This is a genomic window from Bacillus cereus group sp. BfR-BA-01331, from assembly GCF_022663915.1.
GTDB lineage: Bacteria > Bacillota > Bacilli > Bacillales > Bacillaceae_G > Bacillus_A > Bacillus_A mycoides.
Genome location: NZ_JAKUGJ010000008.1, coordinates 208686 through 228320 on the forward strand (window position 1 = coordinate 208686; position 19635 = coordinate 228320).

Sequence of the window (19635 nt, forward strand, 5' to 3'; positions counted from 1 at the left end):
ATTCTCCTTTCATGAAAGAAAGAGACCTGATATGACATCAAGTCTCTTAGTTGTTTTGTTTCCGGTGTGATCTTTTGGGAGCGTCTCCTAGCCCCTTCCGTCTAAGAACCTTCCGCACGAGAAAGTAAAAAACACTTTCTGTGTGAAAGAGCCTTAGCCTACGGGACTAAACAGTCGGCTCCGCTTTTGAGACATCCAGCTACAGCGGCTAGAATGTTCGGTGGCTTCACTTCTTCCTACGAGGCAAAAAGCGCCTCTTTGTCAGAAGCTCCATCCCCCTCACATTCTAAACGAGCCGCTTCCGCTTTTGGTTTGATCACGGGAAACGAGGGAATTGACCGAAGTCCGGAGTGCGTTTTTCTTTGAACGCGTCGCGGCCTTCTTTTGCTTCGTCAGTTGTGTAGTACAATAACGTTGCGTCTCCAGCTAGTTGTTGAATACCAGCTAGACCGTCTGTGTCTGCGTTGAATGCAGCTTTTAGGAAACGAAGTGCCATTGGGCTGTTTGCTAAAATTTCTTGTGCCCATTGTACTGTTTCTGCTTCAAGTTCTTCTAATGGTACTACTGTGTTTACTAAGCCCATATCAACCGCTTCTTGTGCACTATATTGACGGCATAGGTACCAAATTTCACGAGCTTTCTTATGGCCTACCATACGAGCTAAATAACCAGCTCCGTATCCACCGTCAAAGCTTCCTACTTTAGGACCTGTTTGTCCGAATACAGCGTTGTCTGCAGCGATTGTTAAGTCACATACGATATGAAGTACGTGTCCACCACCAATTGCATAACCTGCTACCATTGCGATAACTGGTTTAGGGATTGCGCGAATTAGACGTTGTAAGTCTAATACGTTTAAACGTGGGATTTGGTCGTCACCTACATAGCCACCATGACCGCGAACTTTTTGATCGCCGCCAGAACAGAATGCACGTCCACCTTCACCTGTTAAAATGATAACGCCAACATTTGCATCATCACGAGCGTGTGCAAAAGCATTGATTAACTCCATTACCGTTTTAGGACGGAATGCATTATGTACTTCAGGGCGGTTAATCGAAATCTTTGCGATGCCATTGTATGTTGAATAAATAATATCTTCGTAATTGCCTTCTTTTACCCATTCAATAGTCATTACTATTACCTCCTTTTATATTTCTGATCTCCGCTATAAGTGCAACTTCCTTCTTACTGAAAAAAGTATCACTGCATAGTTTTTAGAAATCCCTTTACTATTGTATCAAACTTTTCCGGTTGTTCCACATGAATTGCATGGCCAGCCCCATCAATTTTGACAAATTTCGCATGAGGGATGCATTTTTCGATGTTTTTTAATAGGCGAAAGAACTTTTCATCGCTTTCTCCATTCAGTAAAAGGACAGGCATTTTTAGGTTTTGCAATTCGTTCCACCATGAAGGCTGAGCCCCTGTTCCCATGCCGCGAAGACTATTTGCAAGTCCTTTTGGATTATTAGCAAGTCGTTCTTTTCGCACCGCTTCTTTTACGTTTTGCGCTAAACGTTTTTGTGTTTCAAATAGCGAAATATTTTCCCACATCGATACAAAACTTTGGATGCCTTCTTGCTCAATTTTATCGGCAAGTCGTTCATCTTTTTCCTTGCGTTCTTTTCGCTCTTTTGCACTCTCAAGTCCAGCTGTACAGTTTTCTAAAAGAAGCGAACGCACATATTCTGGATATAAGCATGCCATCGTAATCGCAAGTCTACCACCCATTGAATAGCCAAGTATGTGCGCATTTTCAATATGAAGATGATCCAGTAGTTCTTTCATTTGCAGTGCCACATTTTGAATATCATAATGCGTCACATCTTCAAGACTTTCCGTTTTCCCGTGCCCAACAATGTCTACTAAAATGACTTGAAATTGCTCGCTCCAGGAAGGAACGAAAGAACGCCACGTTTCCATGCTTCCCGTAAAACCATGAAGAAGTAGAAGTGGTTCCCCGCTTCCGGTTACTTCATATTCATACGATACACCTTGCAATGTTACTTTCATTTTGATTCACCTTGCAAAGATGTAGTAATAACGTCCATTGTTTTTGCCCATAGTTCACGATGTAATTTCAAGTTTTCTTCGCGATTCGTACAAATTTCCACAACGTGTAATCCATTCGTTTTCGTTCCAGTTTGTACTTCTTCTCGGAAGTTTTCCCAACCATTTACACGGCTAAATGAACCACCATACATTTTGACAACATGTTCATAATCAAGCCCAATTGGTGTTCCAAATAATGATTCGAAATGTTCCTTTTTCTCGTATTGTGGTAAGAATGAGAAAATACCTCCACCATCATTATTTACAACAACAATCGTTATATTTAACTCATGCAGTTTCGCGGCTAATAGTCCGTTTAAATCGTGATAAAATGATAAATCACCGATTACTAATACGAGCGGATCACAAATAATACTCGCTCCTAAAGCTGTTGAAATGATTCCATCAATACCATTTACACCGCGGTTCGCCATTACTTGAATGTTTTTATCCGATGTGAAGAAAAATGAATCGGTATCGCGAATTGGCATACTATTACTCGCAAATAACGTTGCCCCTTCTGGTAATACACTTACAATATCCGTAATTACTTTTCCTTCAAATGCCGTTTCATATGCTTCCATCTCACGAAGCGTTTCTCTCGTTTTCTCGTTTATATGTTTCCACATTCCGAACCAATCATTCTTTTTCATAACTGGCATTTTCTCTAGTAATGCTCTGCAAAATTCAATGTCACTAGCTTGTACAACTTCTGTCGCAACTAGAGCTGGATCTCTCCATTGTCCAGATTCATCGACAACGATATGAACAGCTTTCGTTTGTTTTTTGATGAACTGCGTTAATGCTTTAGAGACAGGCATTCCGCCGAAACGAATTAAAACATCCGGCTTCCACGTTTCTTTTAACAATTCATTTCGTAAAAATGTATCGTAACAATCTATAACCATCGTTTTATCATGATTACCACTACGAAGGTTAGAAAGTGGATCTGCTAAAATTGGATACCCTGTTTTCTCAGCTACTTTCATAACAACTTCTGTTATTTCTGGATGACTGCCGTCTCCACAAATAATAAGCCCCTTTTCCATATGTGAAAGGCGCCCTACAAGAGAATCTACATATTCACTCGGCATCGTCACGTTCCCTTGCTGAACTACTCCTGTATATTCACCACGCCCTTTATCCCATAAACTTTCTAATGAGAAATCCGGTATAAGCGGCTCGCGAACTGGAAAATTAAGATGAACAGGTCCTTGCGGTGCTAAAAGTGCGCTTGCTATCGTACGCTGCGTCGTCATACGGGCGTAATGATACATTGCTTCACTCGCTTCAGGAAGTGCCATCTCTGTAAATTGCTTCACAAAAGTACCGTATAAATTAAATTGATTCATCGCCTGTGGTGCACCCACATCTCTTAATTCATGCGGTCTATCCGCTGTTAATACGATAAGCGGCACTCGTGAATGAAACGCTTCACATACAGCTGGATAATAGTTCGCTGCTGCCGTCCCTGACGTACATAATAGTGCAACAGGACGTTTTTTCGCTTTCGCAATACCGAGCGCAAAAAATCCTGCTGATCTTTCGTCTACATGTAAATATGTTTTCATTCCGTCATGTTGTTCCATTAGTAAGGCAATCGGCGTTGACCGTGACCCAGGACTAATGACAACATCACATACATTTAGACGCGTCAGTTCGTCCACGAATGCGCCTAAATAGTATGATAATGCTTCTATATGATTGTTCATTTCATTAATTCCTCCAAAGCACCAAGCATCGGTCTAAACTTCAAACTTGTTTCTTCATATTCAAGCTGAGCTACTGAATCAATTACGATACCACAGCCGGCAAATAAGGATGCCTTCTCGCCATTTAATAATCCACAGCGAAGTGCAACCGCAAATTCACCATTTCCTTCATCATCTATAAAGCCAATTGGTGCACCATATAATCCTCTATCTAAAAGCTCTACATCACGGATTAATTTCAACGCCTCATGACGAGGTGTACCACCAAGAGCTGGTGTTGGATGTAATTCTTCTACCATCGTTAAAAGACTTGCATCACCTTTTGCTTCTACTGGCGTATATAAATGGATTAAATTTTTCGTCGTTAATAAGCCTGGGCTCTCCGGAATATTAACAGATTCGCAATGCTCACTTAGCACACCTCGAATCATGTTAACTACATAACCGTGTTCAGCCAAATTCTTTTCATCATGAAGAAGCGTCTCACCATTTTGTTTACTTTCTTCTATAGAATTGCCATGACCAATTGAACCAGCAAGGCACATCGATGTAAACTTCTCGCCTTCTTTTCGAATCAATCGCTCAGGTGTCGCCCCTAAGAAGCATGCTCCTTTATAATCAAAAGAAAATACGTAACAATCCGGTTGCCCAATGCGAAGCGCTTCTAAAACAAGAACGGAATCAATATGCTGATCCATCGTTAATTTTAGCTCCCTTGCTAATACAACCTTCTGCACGTTCCCTTGCTTCATTTCATCTTGCACTTTTCCAATCGCATTCATCCAGCCCTTCGGATCAACTTCTACTTTAGAAGTAACTGTTAATTTTGATCCTTCTAGTGCACATTTACTCTCTTGTAAAATTCTCTCTTCTACAGAAATAATTTCGTTATAAAGAGTTTCTGCACAATCTTCAGCTGAAACGAACTGATTAATCGTTAACCACGCCTTTTCATTTTTTACAGTTAATAAAAATGCTGGTAGTGAAAATGTGGTATCATCAAATTCTTTCCAAAGATTCGTTTTTTCTTTTTCTTGGTCAAATGAAAATCCACCAAATAAAAGAGGACCTGTTCCAAATTCGTATCCTTCTCTTTGTACGAATGCTTTCTCTTTTACTTTATCCCACTCGTCACGAGCAGTTTGAAAGCGTTTGTGAGAGGAATTTGCTATAGTGAAAACAGAGCCAATTCCAGCAAATATTACATGCTGAGCTGGGTCTGCAAAATAACATCTATTTTCGAATGCGATCCTTTTTCCTGCTGCATAAAACAGAAGTGGATCCACCCAATCTATTTGTTTTACAAAACTGACTAATGTTTTTTCATCAGTCGTACGCTTAATAGCTGTAACAAGAACTTCTTGTAAGCCTTTTCGTTTCGTTTGAATCACAATTGTCTCCCCCCTATGGGCGAAAAATAGTCATAATTACGCTTGATTTTAAGATACACCTCAAAGGAAAGGCCTGTCAACGTTTAGCATTTCTGAGAAATTCACCTTCTCTTCCTAGAAAATAAACGTTGACACTAAATGATGCTTTTTCTACACTTAATTGTGTACAATATGTGACCAAGGAGGATTCAACATGGAAATGAACGTCGAAACGAATTCCTCTCCTACGGCGCCAAAGCCAAGTAAACAAACAGGCTGGCGAATTTGGTGGAGTTTATTACGTCCCCATACATTAACAGCAGCTTTCGTTCCTGTTTTCATCGGAACAGCTTTTGCAATGCAGGTCGGAGGTATAAATCAAATACATCTTCCTCTTTTCTTTATGATGCTTCTTGCTTGCCTTCTCATTCAAGCAGCAACGAACATGTTTAATGAATACTTTGATTATAAAAGAGGACTCGATCATGAAGGTTCAGTTGGAATAGGCGGTGCTATCGTCCGCGATGGCATTAAACCAAAAACCGTTCTTAACTTAGCATTCGGATTTTTAGGCATCGCAACGCTATTAGGTGTTTATATTTGTATGAACTCTAGCTGGTGGCTTGCTGCAATCGGTCTTGTTTGTATGGCCGTTGCTTACCTTTACACTGGTGGCCCTATTCCAATTGCGTACACACCATTTGGAGAGCTAACAGCAGGATTATTTATGGGTGTCATTATTATTGGTATTTCATTCTTTATCCAAACAGGGGCAGTAACATCAGAAGTGATTTTATTATCTATTCCAAGCTCCATTTTAATTGGTGCAATTTTACTATCTAACAATATTCGTGATTTAGATGGTGATAAAGAAAATGGTCGTAAAACGTTAGCAATTCTCGTTGGACGCGAAAGAGCCGTTGGTGTACTTGCTTCTATGTTTATCGTTGCCTACATTTGGACAATCGCTTTAATCATCGTTAACATCGTATCACCATGGATGCTTATCGTATTCTTAAGTGTACCGAAAGCATTTAAAGCGACGAAAGGCTTTATCGGCAAAAGCATTCCAATGGAAATGGTACCTGCGATGATTTCAACAGCAAAAACAAATACAATTTTCGGTCTCCTAATGGGAATCGGATTATTGCTTGGATACTTCCTATAGAAAGGAGCTGCTTATGCGGCTCCTTTTTTCATATACCGACTTCCCGGCTGAAATTCACCTCATAATTCCTACTCTCAACGCTCATACTATGTAAAGAAACTGAATTGTAGGAAGGTGGACGACTATGTTAACTCCACAACAAATAAATCAATTTAAATCTATTCTAGAAAAACAACAGCAAGAAGTTGAACAAACGATACAAACTCATGAAGATGAAAACCGTGCATCTGAACGTGATTCAGTAGGAGAATTGTCTAGCTATGACAACCATCCAGGTGATATGGCTACAGAATTGTACGAACGTGAGAAAGATTTCGGACTCATCGAATTTTGGCATAAACAGTTAGAAGATACGAAACATGCTCTGCAAAAAATTGAAGCTGGTACGTACGGAATTTGCGAAGTGTCTGGTGAGGAAATTCCATTTGAAAGATTAGAAGCAATGCCAACTGCTACAACGTGTATTCAGCACACTACAAATAAATTAGATATGCAGACGCGTCCAGTTGAAGAAGAGGTGCTAGATCCTTCGTTTCATAAGCACGACGAAGATCATTCTGTAGAGTACGATGCTGAAGATGCTTGGCAAGACGTCGCAAATTACGGAACATCAGAAACACCATCCGATTTAGAAAGACAGGATTCAAAAAACTATAATGGCATGTACGTAAATAGTGAAGAAAATGTTGGGTATGTAGAGGATTTCGAAAACTTTATCGGAACAGATATGTATGGAAAAAACCCACAAGTTTTCGCAACAGAAGAACATGAAGAATATGAACAATTGCTTGATGACTTTGAAGAACGCACCTTTAAAGGTGAATTATCTTCAGATGAGTCTGGTTCTAAAGCATAAAAAAAGCATTCCGAAATTCGGAATGCTTTTTTTCGCTAGCTAATTAGTTTTTTGTAACGTTAGCTGCTTGTGGTCCGCGGTTTCCATCAACGATTTCGAAAGAAACTTCTTGACCTTCTTCTAAAGTTTTGAAGCCGTCGCCTTGAATAGCTGAGAAATGTACGAATACGTCTTCTCCGCCTTCAACTTCGATGAAGCCAAAACCTTTTTCGCCGTTAAACCATTTAACTTTACCTGTTTGCATGTCATGTACCTCCTAAATAAAAATGAAACTATGAATCCACATGAAAAGGTGGATATAAAGGACATGAATGTATAACAAGCTTACAGCCTTTAATACAACGTGCTTTATTTCCGTACCACATTATGTAGCTCAATAGTGTTTTCACTATATCATGCTATATCAAAAACGTCAAATGAGAACACTTTCGTCCCATCGTTTTTTATAATTCTAGTATAACCTTAAATTTTCATTCTATTTTTATTCAAAAATTACCAAAACTACAGTATTCTAATTCCTTTGATTTCTGTACAATATAATTACTACATATGATGAGGTGAAAAAATGCAAGCACATGAAATCGAGTATAAATTATATGGCGATGATATGCAGTTTGTTGAAATTGAATTGGATCCAGAAGAAAGCGTTGTCGCAGAGGCTGGCGCAATGATGATGATGGAAGATCATATCGAAATGGAAACGATTTTCGGTGATGGTTCTGGACCATCTAATGGTCTATTCGGTAAATTAATGGGCGCAGGTAAACGTCTCGTTACAGGTGAAAGTATGTTTATGACTGTATTTACAAATACAGGTCATGGCAAACGACACGTATCATTCGCCGCTCCTTATCCTGGAAAAATTATTCCTGTTGATTTAACAGAATATCAAGGAAAAGTAGTCTGCCAAAAAGATGCATTTCTTTGTGCCGCAAAAGGTGTTTCTATCGGAATTGAGTTTACTAAAAAAATAGGAACTGGCTTCTTCGGTGGTGAAGGTTTCATCATGCAGAAACTTGAAGGTGATGGTCTAGCTTTCATGCATGCAGGCGGAACTGTATATAAGCGCGAATTAAAACCTGGCGAGAAACTTCGCATTGATACAGGTTGTCTCGTTGCAATGACGAAAGATGTTAACTACGATGTTCAATTCGTTGGAAAAGTAAAAACAGCTCTATTTGGCGGCGAAGGTTTATTCTTCGCAACGCTAGAAGGTCCTGGAACGGTTTGGATTCAGTCCTTAACACTTAGCCGCTTAGCAGCACGTCTTACAAGCCCAGCAGCTCAAAACAGCGGTGAAGGTAGCGTTTTAGGCGGACTTGGTCGTTTATTAGATGGAAAAGAGTAAGAAGTGCCCTTATAGGGCACTTTTTATTTAGGTGGACTATACAAACCATTTTGGATCATAAAGTATTTCATCGCTTCATTAAGCCACGCCTCTTCTTCTTCCGTATAAGGAGAAGGCATCATATTATTATATTGTTCTTCTACATTCTCTAATTTACCTAGAGAATACATTGTCTCTTCACCGACATACTTAAGAGTCGCTTTCATATGTTCATCAACCAATTTTTGCACTTCTGAATCCTCAATTTGTCTTCCAAATAACCTTTTCACTTCTTTTGCTAAACGCATAAACTCTTTATCAAGTGCTATGTCCTCTTCTTCCGGCTTATTATATAATCCATCAGCCACTTCTTTTGGTACATATTCTTCAAGCCATAAACGCTGTTCGTTTTCTTTTTGGATACTATTAATTAAGCTCATTAATATATTACTATCTACCTCTTCATCTTCCTCAAGGTATACCATTGTTCGTTCAATCGCCTTTATCGAAACTTCAAGTTGTTTTTTCTTTTCTTCAAAGGCTACTCTTTGATTTTGTAATGTTTCTTTTAAGCTTATATTCAAACCTTTCACATTGAGCATGACACGAATTTCTTCTAAACTATATCCTAATACTTTAAGACTCACTATTTTTTGGAGCGCTAATATATCTCTATCTTTATATACACGGTGTCCTGAACTTATATTTTTTTCAGGTTTAAGCAGGCCAAGTTCATCGTAATACTGTAGTGTCCGTATTGATGTGCCTGTTCTCTTTGAAAACTCACCAATTGAATAGCCTTCCTTTTTGCTCATCCTACACTCCTCCTAACAATATGTTTACAAAAATCATACTCCCTCACGTAACTGTAGGTTCAAGCCTTTTTTCAAAAAAGAATGAATCAAGTCCCTCACTGCATATATTGAACTATACCTTTTCTTAAGGAGGGCTTTCTTGATGCGTACTCCTTTATCCTTTGATAAAGATACTGCCATATTGTTAGCATCTTGCTGCGATCTAACGTATGAACAATATAAACAAAATGGGATTTTTGAAATACCTGATGGATTCCAATATGTACAAGGCTTTCAAGGAAAAGCGATTCAAACGATGGAATGGTTTGGGTTCATATTAGAATCTGAAGATACGATTATTGTAGCTTTTAGGGGCACACAAACAGATACAGATTGGATTATCGATTCACTCGTCAACCAAAGACCATACCCATACGCTTTAAATAGCGGAAATGTTCATAACGGCTTTCTTTCAATTTATGAATCTTGCCGGGATTCTATTATGGATATGCTCGTGTCATTACCAGCCCATAAGAAACTTCTTGCAACAGGCCATAGCTTAGGCGGTGCACTCGCTACACTACACATACTAGATGCACGTATAAATACTGCCTTCGCACAGTACGGTCTTTATACCTTTGCCTCTCCAAAAGTTGGAGATATCGCCTTTCGAAATTATTATAAACTGCAAGTAGCTAGTAGCTTTCGTTTTGTCAATTTATTCGATGTCGTTCCTCTTCTCCCTCCAAGAAATGTCCATTTTAATGATAAAGACTGGGAATATGCACACGTCCATCACAACATGACATTTACGAAAAATACAAAATCCATTACGAATAATCATTCCATTACAACATACAAAACATGTCTGACCTCTCATTTTTAACCAGTAAACATTTGGAAAATAAATATTTGTATACTATAATAATCTATGAAACTACTTTCGGATGAGGGGACCTTACATGCTAAAATTTTTCTTTGCACTTTTTCTTATAATAATTTTTTCGTTTACAGGTTTCTTTACATTTTCATACTTTGCGACAGGGGAATATGACGGAACAGCTATAATATATACCGCTATCCCATTTCTTTCTTAAGCAACATAAGTAAAACGAGCTTAATCTCATTAAGCTCGTTTTATTTTTCTAAGCAAGCGTATCCCTGTTTTAAAAATAAATAAAAGCCCCTTCAACAGGGGCTTTCATCTAAAATAGTTTAACAGTATTACCAATACCCCAAATTTCATTACTGTACTGCAAAATTGTTCGATCACTCGCAAAATGCCCAGATTGTGCAATGTTCAAAATCGACATTTCCAGCCATTTCTCCCTATTTTCGTAGGCCCTTCCGACAGCTTCTTGTCTTTCAGCATATGGGCTAAAATCTCGAAGAACGAAGTATTCATCATTTTGAATAACGAGAGAATCATAAATCGCTTCAAATTCAGCTCCCGACTGTGCAAAGAAACCATTCGTTAACTGATCTACTACTTTTTTAATGTGCATATTGTGGTGATAATAGTCACTTGCACGATATCCACCGTTTTGGTAGTAATGGAGAACCTCATCCGCTGTTAAGCCGAAAATGAAGCAGGCATCATCACCGACCCGGTCTTTTATTTCAACATTAGCTCCGTCTAACGTTCCGAGTGTAATCGCACCATTCATCATAAATTTCATATTCCCTGTTCCTGATGCTTCTTTACTCGCAGTTGAAATTTGCTCACTCACATCCGCAGCTGGGAATATATCTTCCGCTAAAGACACTCGATAGTTTTCTAGAAAGATAACTTTCATATATTGGCTTACGTACGGATCATTATTTACTTTCCTTGCGAGTTCATTGATTAATTTAATAATTTTTTTCGCATAGTAATAGCCAGGTGATGCTTTCGCTCCAAAGATAAAAGTACGCGGATAAAATGTAAAACTAGCATCCTCTTTCAAACGGTTATACAAATATAAAATATGAAGAACGTTTAATAGTTGTCGTTTGTAAGCATGTAGTCTTTTTACTTGCACATCAAAAATAGAATTTGGATCAATAGTGATCCCCATTTTATTATGAATGCTCTCCGCTAAAATAATCTTACGCTCTTGTTTTACCCCTGCAAGCTTTTCTTGAAAACTAGTATCATGTATGAAGTTTTGCAGTGCTTGCAGCTTAATCGGCTCTTTCTTCCATTCTTCTCCAATCGCTTCCGAAATAAGATTCGTCAGCTGTGGATTCGCCTTCATTAGCCAGCGCCTATGAGCAATTCCATTCGTTTTATTATTAAACTTATCTGGATAAAATTCATAGAACAATCGCATTTCACGCTGCTTTAAAATTTCTGTATGAATTTTCGCCACACCGTTAACGCTATGGCTACCAACAATCGCTAAATGAGCCATTTTTACAAGGTCATGCGCAATAATGGCCATGTCCTCAATACGCTTCCAATCGTACGAATAACGGTCCCAAAGCTCATGACAGAAACGTTCATTAATTTCTTCAATAATCATATAAATTCTCGGTAATAACGGTTTAAAAATGCGAATTGGCCATTTCTCAAGCGCTTCTGATAACGTCGTATGATTCGTATAGGAAATCGTCTGCGTTGTTATGTGCCAAGCCTCTTCCCATGTCAATTTTTCTTCGTCTAATAAAATACGCATAAGTTCTGGAATTGCTAGAACCGGATGTGTATCGTTTATATGAATCGCGATTTTTTCATGTAACTGACGAAGACTACCGTGTCTCTCCCTATGCATACGAACGATATTTTGCAAACTTGCTGATACGAGGAAATACTGTTGTTTTAAACGAAGTATTTTCCCCTCATCATGCGTATCATCTGGATATAAAAACTCCGATACAGCCTCTGTTTCACGCTTATATTTCAAAATATCTTTACAATTTTGCGGGAAAGGAACTGGTTCAGCATTCCAAAGTCTGAGTGTATTTACAGTACTCGTCTCATAACCTACTACTGGAACGTCATATGGTACTGCCATAATCACTTCTGCATTTGTATGCCTAAACTCTAAACGTCCATCAATTTCTAGTGGCTCAACGTTTCCAAAATAACTTACTTCTACGGCTTGGTCATACCTTCTTACTTCCCAAACGTTTTCATGAAGAAGCCACTGTTCTGGAAATTCTACTTGATAGCCATCAACAATTTTTTGATCAAACAGACCATGCTTATAACGAATACCACAGCCATGTCCTGGTAAGTTTAAAGAAGCGAGTGAATCGAGGAAACAGGCTGCTAAACGTCCAAGTCCACCGTTACCAAGGCCAGCATCTGCTTCAATCTCTTCTAACTCGTGCAAAGAAATTCCAAGTTCAAAAAGTCCTTTTTCACATACATCTCTAATACCTAAATTTAATATGTTGCTTCCAAGTAAACGCCCAAGTAAAAATTCAATGGATAAATAATACATTTGTTTTTGATCTCCAGAACGATAACTTTCATTCGTTGCAATCCATTGACTATTCATATACTCACGTACCATATGACCGAGCGTATTATACTGATCACGAGTTGTAGAATCTTTGAAACTTTTCCCATACATCGTTTCTAATTTTTCTAGAAAAGCGGATTTGAAGCTTTCAACATGAGTAAACATTTTTTCACCACCTCAATGTTATTCCATGAGACTTTTATACAATTTCTTGTATGCAAGAGCAGATTTCCCCCAGCTATAATCTTCAGTCATCGCTTGCTTTACAAGCTTATCCCATACCGGTTTATCTTGATAAAACTCAATTGCACGAAGAATCGTATGTAACATGTCATGCGCATTAAAATTCGTAAAGCTAAAGCCATTCCCAATTCCAGTGTCCTCATCGTAAGAATGTACAGTATCATTTAATCCGCCTGTTTCTCTTACAATTGGAATCGTGCCATATGCTAGCGCAATAAGTTGTCCAAGTCCACACGGTTCAAACAGCGATGGCATTAAAAATAAATCGCTTCCCGCGTACACTTGGTGCGCTAAAGCTTCATTAAACCCAATATATACTTTTACCTTTTCTGGATACTCGTATGCCATCCATTCAAAGAACTGCTCGTATTCAGAATCGCCTGACCCCAAAATAATACATTGTACATCTTCTTCCATTATTTTACGGAATACAGTACGTACTAGATCAAGCCCCTTTTGCTTCGTTAATCGTGTTACCATCGAAATAACTGGCGTATCTTCTTTTTCTGGCAAACCAAAATAACGTTGCAATGCACGTTTATTTTCATTCTTTCCATCTAATGACTCTGCACTATACTGAGCAGTAATATACGAATCTGTTTCTGGATTATATACGCTCGTATCAATTCCATTTACAATGCCACTAAGCTTATCGTTATTCTTTCGTAACAATCCATCTAACTTCTCACCGAAAAACTCATATTGAATCTCTTCTTTATATGTCGGGCTAACCGCTGTAATTTGGTCAGATGCGATAATACCGCCTTTCATAAAGTTCACGTTTCCATAAAACTCAAGCTGGTCACTATGAAAATATTCATGACCAAGCTCCAGTAAGTCGTACATCACTTCAGGAGGAAACACACCTTGGAACTGCAAGTTATGAATCGTATATACCGTTTTAATATGCTCATATAACGGGTTATCTTGATACTTTTCACGAAGTAAGAAATTAACCATAGCTGTGTGCCAATCATGGCTATGAAGAACATCTACTTCGAAATCAAGATGCGGAATACACTCTAAAACTGCTTTTGAAAAATAAGAAAAACGCTCCCCATCATCATAATGGCCATATAGAGAATCTCTCTTAAAATAATATTCATTATCTATTAAGTAATACGTAATCCCGTCCTGCTCACCTTTTAAAATCCCGCAATATTGATTTCTCCATCCAAGAGGAACGTTAATTACTTTATGAAGCGTACATCCTTCTCTTAACTCTTTCGGGATAAGACTGTAGTTTGGAAGTATAATGCGAACATTCACTCCTAATTTTTTTAATTCTTTTGGAAGCGCTCCTGCTACATCAGCTAGACCTCCGGATTTAATAAACGGTACACATTCTGATACTGCAAATAAAATATTCACCTGTTGTTCCACTGCACGAAAAGCGTATACATCATAAATCGCTCTTCTTACAGCTTCCTCCCTTCAAGTTTTCATATAGAGTAAAACCTTAATTAGTGGGGGTTTTCTAAATCCCCCACTAATTATGCACCTGCTATTTACGAATAACTGTTGATTGTACTATTTTGTACACTACCTTTTTCTACAACATATGGCTCATCGGCATTTCCTTTTAACACTACGCCGTCGCCAATTTTCACATCTTTATCGATAATAACACCGTCTATTATGCAATTATCTCCAATTTGGCTCTTTTGCATAATAATACTATTACGAACAATTGAACCTTTTCCAATTTTAACAGAACGGGAGACAACACTATTTTCTACTTCACCTTCAATAATACTACCGTTTGCAATCATCGTATTTTTCACTACTGCACCCTTCATATAACGAGTTGGTGGCTCATCTTTTACTTTCGTAAAGATTGGTGCTTCTTTCTTAAATAATTGCTTCCAAATAGAAGGCTGCAAAATTTCTAGGCTATGTTTATAGTAACTTTCAATAGAATCAATAATAGCTACATATCCTGTATGTTCGTACGTAGTAATATGCAGTGATTTCCCGCTCTTTTCTCTCACTACATCAAATAAACTGTATTGCTCCACATCTTTATATGTCTCAAATAAGTCTAGCAATAATTGTTTCTTTAACACATATGTTTGAAGCGAAACCCCTTCATGACAAACTTCAGTAATATCTGCAGACGTATGTATATGTCGCTCTAACACCGCTTGAAAGTTTAACGCTGTTACAAGATGGCTATTCGTAATAACAACATATTCTTCTCTGCTTCTTAGAAAATAATCAATATGTCTTCTAAAATGTGCAAAAGATCCAAATTCGTCATGATCACATTGGCAGTTCGGTGGGAATAAAAACAGTCCATCACGCTTTCTATCTAAATCCCACTGTTTTCCTGAACCAACATGATCCATTAAAGAACGATTTTTATGACTTGTAAAAACCGCCACGCTATGAATATTAGAATTCACCATATTTGAAAGCATGAAATCAATGAGGCGGTAACGGCCTCCAAACGGTAACGCCGCTAATGAACGATGCCCTGTTACTTTCTTTAAGGAAGGAAAACTTCCCGTTGCATTAATAATCCCTAACATTTTTTCTCCCATTCATTTCATCCCCCTTTTCTATTTTCCTTCAGCAATTAGTACTACATCGTCAACATTTTTTTCTGGGCGAATTATTGTCCCATCTTCAATAACCATTTCTGATCCAACGATCGCTCTTTCAATCACAACGTTTTTACCAATCTTTGCCCCAGGCATAACGACAGAATCGATTACCATACTACCTTCTTCTACCGTTACTCCTTGGAATAAAACAGAATGCTTCACGTCCCCTTCAATGACGCACCCTTCATTAATAAGTGACTCTTCTACTTTTGCCTTTTCTGCAATATATTGAGGCGGCTCGTTTGGATTTACAGAATAAATGCGCCAATTACGATCGTTCAAGTTCAACGATGTTTCATCGCGAAGTAAATCCATATTCGCTTCCCATAAGCTTTTCACCGTTCCAACATCTTTCCAATATCCTTCAAACGGATACGCCATCAACTTCTTCCCTTCATCTAATAAAAGCGGGAGTACATCTTTTCCGAAGTCATTACTAGATTCAGGGTTTCTTGCATCCATCTCTAAATATTCTTTTAAAATAGCCCAGTTAAAAATATAAATTCCCATTGATGCAAGATTACTTCTTGGAAATTGCGGTTTCTCCTCAAATTCAACAACTTCCATCTCTTCATTTGTATTCATGATGCCAAAGCGACTTGCTTCATCCCACGGCACTTCAATAACAGAAATCGAAACGTCCGCTTCTTTCTCAATATGGTAATCTAGCATTTTGCTGTAATCCATTTTATAAATATGATCGCCTGATAAAATAAGGACATATTCTGGTTCATACTGACTTAAATAGTTTAAGTTTTGATAAATAGCACTTGCCGTACCTGTATACCACTTCACACCTGAAGACTCCGCATAAGGAGGTAACACAGTGACTCCACCGTTTACACGATCAAGATCCCAAGCATTTCCGATTCCAATATAATTATGAAGTTCTAACGGTTGATATTGTGTTAAAATCCCCACCGTTTCAATACCGGAGTTTGCACAGTTACTTAACGTAAAATCAATAATGCGATATTTACCACCAAATGGAACAGCTGGCTTGGCTAAATTTTTTGTTAATGCACTTAAACGACTACCTTTTCCCCCTGCTAGTAACATTGCTACGCACTTTTGTTTTTGAGCCATCTTGTTTTTTGCTCCCCTTTCTCGTCTTCACTGGTCGTAATATGGATACGCCAAATGGTGGAATTGTAATTTCTACATGTGCCGCTTGATTATGATATGGCTCTAGAATCGTCTTGAGACGTTTCTTATTAACTTGCCCCGATCCGCCATATTGCGCCGAGTCACTGTTTAAAATTTCGTTATAGTACTCGAAATCTGGTACACCTACTTTATAGTTTTCATATGTAGCTTTCGTAAAATTACATACGACAACTAACGCATCTTCCTGCTTATCCCCTTGGCGGATAAACGAGAAAATACTTTGCTCATTATTATTAGCATCAATCCACTGAAATCCTTCAGGCGAGTGATCTAACTGCCAAAGTGGTTTTGAGCGCTTATACAATGCTATGAGCTCTTTAAAGTAATCATGCATATTACGATGCATTTCAAAATCATGTAAATTCCAATCTAAATCTTCAAGGTCTTTCCACTCATCAAATTGCCCGAATTCTCCACCCATAAAGAGTAATTTCTTACCTGGATGAGTAAAGAAATATCCATATAATAAACGAAGCTGAGCAAACTTATCCCAGTAATCTCCCGGCATTTTATTTAATAACGACTTTTTCCCATGAACGACTTCATCATGAGAAAGCGGCAATATGAAGTTTTCAGAGTGAGCATATATTAAAGAGAATGTCATTTTCTCATGAATGTATTTCCGGTACTCTGGCGCACATTCCATATATTTCAGCACATCATTCATCCAACCCATATTCCATTTATAATTGAATCCAAGTCCACCCTCGTATGTTGGAGCTGTTACAAGTGGCCAAGCTGTTGAATCTTCCGCTGTCATAAGAAACTCTTCATCTTCTGCAAACACGGCTTCATTTAACTCTCGTAAGAAAGAAACGGCGTGTTCATTGCTTTGCTCTTTTCCTTCTTTATTCCAGTACAGCATATTCGCAACTGCATCTACCCTGAAACCATCAATATGGAAATGCCTCATCCAAAATAACGCATTTGAAATTAAGAAATTACGTACTTCTCTCTTCCCTAAATCAAAATTAACAGTTCCCCATACAAGGTTTTCTTGTACGTCTCTATCTTTATATTCATAAGTCGGTGTCCCATCAAACAAATATAAACCGTGAGCATCTTTACAAAAATGCCCCGGTACCCAATCTAAAATGACACCGATTCCATATTTATGACATTCATCGACAAAATACATCAAATCATGTGGCGTGCCGAATCTACTTGTCGCTGCATAATATCCTGTTCCCTGATATCCCCAAGAACGATCATAGGGATGCTCAACAAGCGGCATAATTTCAATATGTGTAAATTGATGTTCCACCACATACGGAATGAGCTCCTCGGCCATTTCTCTGTAAGAATACAGAGCGCCATCCTCTTTCTTTTTCCAAGAACCGAAATGTAATTCATAAACTGTCATCGCTTCTTTATAAATCGATTTTTTCTTTCTCTTACGAATCCAGTTTTTATCATTCCATTCATATCCCTCTATATCAAAAACTACAGATGCCGTATTTGGTCTTACTTCTGCATATACTGCATAAGGATCCGCTTTTAAAATAACGTCACCGTCCATCGTTTCAATCGCATACTTATATATATCATTCTCTTCAATATGCGGTACAAACAAGGACCAAGTCCCCTCTTCTGTCACTTGTAGCATCTTATGTTGCTCATAATCCCATTCATTAAAATCCCCAACAACACTCATTGCTTTCGCATGAGGAGCCCATACTGTGAATCGTACACCTCGCACCCCATCTTCCGTCACAATATGTGCGCCAAAGATGTTATAACTGTCATAGTACTTTTCTGTATGAAACTCATCTCGTTTCACTTCTTCACAATTTATTACATCCAATATGTTCACCTCACTAAGATGACAGAAATTTTTTACTCTTTATCATTTCTGCGAAAAACTGAAATATCCTTGTTATTTTTTAAAAAATATTCGTTTTTTTCTTTAATTCCGCTTAAAATATTCAAATTTACTGTGTAAAATATCGAATTTTGACGAATATTCATTGCAAACGCTTCATTTCCTACTAGTCTTTCATCCTATTATTTATTTCTCAACCTTTATTTCATAAGATTTATCCTATTTTACTCGCTATTTATCACTTAAAATCGTAACAAAATAATCTGTCATAAAAAAATGTTTCTCAACATTTTTTGTCACAATTTTATTGAAATGGAAAATTCATAAGCATATACTTGTTCTCAATAAAGAACGTTGAACCTTCGCAAATATAATTCATACTGAAACACTATGTTTACTCTATCGATGCTCCAGGCGAAAGTTTGATAAAAATTAAATTAGGGGGCTTTCTTATGTCATTAAAACAAAAGCTTGGAATGGGAGTTGTCACAGCTTCACTTGGCTTATCCCTTACATTCGGCGGTGTATTCGCCTATTTCAGTGATTCTGAAACATCTAGTAACTCATTTCAAGCTGGTACACTAGATCTTTCTATTAACCCAAGTGTAATTGTTAATGTGAAAGATTTAAAACCAGGTGATTTGATTGAAAGAAATTTCAAGCTTGAAAACAAAGGAACATTGGATATTGCAAAAGTAGCACTTGAAACATCCTATGAGGTTACAGATGCAAAGCAAAATAATGATGGTGAAGATTTAGGTGATCACATCATCGTCAAATTTTTAGTGAATGATGGAAAACCATCTAATCCAAACGATGATCATGAAATTTTGTGGGAAACAAAACTATCAGACTTAAAAACTATGAAACCTGAAGATGTAGCTACTTCTCTAGAACGTCATAACTTAATAGACGGTATTAAGTCTGGTGAAACAGATTATTTACACGTTCTCTTCTCCTTTGAAGACAACGACCAAGATCAAAATAAATTCCAGGGTGATTCCTTACATCTAAACTGGACATTCCATGCAGAGCAAACACCAGGCGTGGAGAAATAATTTTTAAA

General features: G+C 37.9%; 16 protein-coding genes. 5 read left to right on the forward strand and 11 right to left on the reverse strand.

Translation table 11 applies throughout. The annotated features are described in order from the left end of the window. Window positions 1-316 precede the first annotated feature (316 nt). From menB to MR155_RS17140, 4 genes are all read right to left on the reverse strand, one after another. Entirely contained in the window at window positions 317-1135 is an 819-nt protein-coding gene (menB, locus tag MR155_RS17125) for a 1,4-dihydroxy-2-naphthoyl-CoA synthase (protein ID WP_016102878.1), read from the reverse strand. A gap of 68 nt (window positions 1136-1203) precedes the next feature. Further along, entirely contained in the window at window positions 1204-2016 is an 813-nt protein-coding gene (gene menH / locus MR155_RS17130) for a 2-succinyl-6-hydroxy-2,4-cyclohexadiene-1-carboxylate synthase (RefSeq protein WP_242310658.1), read from the reverse strand. After that, complete coding sequence (menD, locus tag MR155_RS17135) at window positions 2013-3767, reverse strand: 2-succinyl-5-enolpyruvyl-6-hydroxy-3-cyclohexene-1-carboxylic-acid synthase (protein ID WP_242310660.1); 1755 nt, start codon at window positions 3765-3767, stop codon at window positions 2013-2015. Before menD ends, menH begins: the two co-directional genes overlap by 4 nt. Next, the gene (locus tag MR155_RS17140) at window positions 3764-5158 is read right to left on the reverse strand and encodes an isochorismate synthase (protein ID WP_242310662.1); all 1395 of its coding nucleotides are present in this window, start codon (window positions 5156-5158) and stop codon (window positions 3764-3766) included. Before MR155_RS17140 ends, menD begins: the two co-directional genes overlap by 4 nt. A gap of 193 nt (window positions 5159-5351) precedes the next feature. Here MR155_RS17140 and MR155_RS17145 point away from each other — a divergent pair, with 193 nt between their 5' ends. Continuing rightward, on the forward strand, window positions 5352-6305 hold the full coding sequence (locus MR155_RS17145) for a 1,4-dihydroxy-2-naphthoate polyprenyltransferase (protein WP_002015811.1): 954 nt from the start codon (window positions 5352-5354) through the stop codon (window positions 6303-6305). Between the two features lie 124 nt (window positions 6306-6429). Further along, window positions 6430-7161 carry a yteA family sporulation protein gene (locus tag MR155_RS17150; RefSeq protein WP_002129658.1) on the forward strand — a complete coding sequence of 244 codons (732 nt, stop codon included), beginning with the start codon at window positions 6430-6432 and terminating at the stop codon, window positions 7159-7161. A gap of 43 nt (window positions 7162-7204) precedes the next feature. Here the strand turns inward: MR155_RS17150 and cspD are convergent, their stop codons facing one another. Further along, window positions 7205-7405 (reverse strand): cold-shock protein CspD, encoded by a 201-nt coding sequence (gene cspD / locus MR155_RS17155; protein ID WP_001193051.1) that lies wholly within the window; start codon window positions 7403-7405, stop codon window positions 7205-7207. Between the two features lie 321 nt (window positions 7406-7726). On the opposite strand from cspD, the gene MR155_RS17160 reads away from it, so the two are divergent. Then, on the forward strand, window positions 7727-8509 hold the full coding sequence (locus MR155_RS17160; protein WP_002015806.1) for a TIGR00266 family protein: 783 nt from the start codon (window positions 7727-7729) through the stop codon (window positions 8507-8509). Between the two features lie 23 nt (window positions 8510-8532). Here MR155_RS17160 and MR155_RS17165 read toward each other — a convergent pair whose 3' ends face one another. After that, the gene (locus MR155_RS17165; protein WP_242310664.1) at window positions 8533-9303 is read right to left on the reverse strand and encodes a MerR family transcriptional regulator; all 771 of its coding nucleotides are present in this window, start codon (window positions 9301-9303) and stop codon (window positions 8533-8535) included. 142 nt (window positions 9304-9445) lie between these two features. On the opposite strand from MR155_RS17165, the gene MR155_RS17170 reads away from it, so the two are divergent. After that, window positions 9446-10168: a lipase family protein gene (locus tag MR155_RS17170; protein ID WP_002138843.1), complete on the forward strand. Its 723-nt coding sequence runs from the start codon at window positions 9446-9448 to the stop codon at window positions 10166-10168. 319 nt (window positions 10169-10487) lie between these two features. Here MR155_RS17170 and glgP read toward each other — a convergent pair whose 3' ends face one another. The 5 genes from glgP to glgB form a co-directional block, all read right to left on the reverse strand. Next, entirely contained in the window at window positions 10488-12896 is a 2409-nt protein-coding gene (gene glgP / locus MR155_RS17175) for a glycogen phosphorylase (RefSeq protein WP_219301107.1), read from the reverse strand. An 18-nt stretch (window positions 12897-12914) separates the two neighbouring features. Further along, entirely contained in the window at window positions 12915-14345 is a 1431-nt protein-coding gene (gene glgA, locus MR155_RS17180; RefSeq protein WP_219301106.1) for a glycogen synthase GlgA, read from the reverse strand. Window positions 14346-14482: 137 nt separating this feature from the next. Beyond that, window positions 14483-15517 (reverse strand): glucose-1-phosphate adenylyltransferase subunit GlgD, encoded by a 1035-nt coding sequence (gene glgD, locus MR155_RS17185; RefSeq protein ID WP_002067855.1) that lies wholly within the window; start codon window positions 15515-15517, stop codon window positions 14483-14485. Between the two features lie 18 nt (window positions 15518-15535). After that, window positions 15536-16666, reverse strand: coding sequence for a glucose-1-phosphate adenylyltransferase (glgC, locus tag MR155_RS17190; protein WP_002129671.1), 1131 nt, complete (start codon window positions 16664-16666; stop codon window positions 15536-15538). Continuing rightward, window positions 16614-18551, reverse strand: a complete 1938-nt coding sequence (glgB, locus tag MR155_RS17195; RefSeq protein WP_242310666.1) for a 1,4-alpha-glucan branching protein GlgB — start codon at window positions 18549-18551, stop codon at window positions 16614-16616. The genes glgC and glgB overlap by 53 nt, the downstream gene beginning before the upstream one ends. A 470-nt stretch (window positions 18552-19021) precedes the next feature. Here glgB and MR155_RS17200 point away from each other — a divergent pair, with 470 nt between their 5' ends. Next, window positions 19022-19627: a CalY family protein gene (locus MR155_RS17200; RefSeq protein ID WP_113938207.1), complete on the forward strand. Its 606-nt coding sequence runs from the start codon at window positions 19022-19024 to the stop codon at window positions 19625-19627. Window positions 19628-19635: the final 8 nt, after the last annotated feature.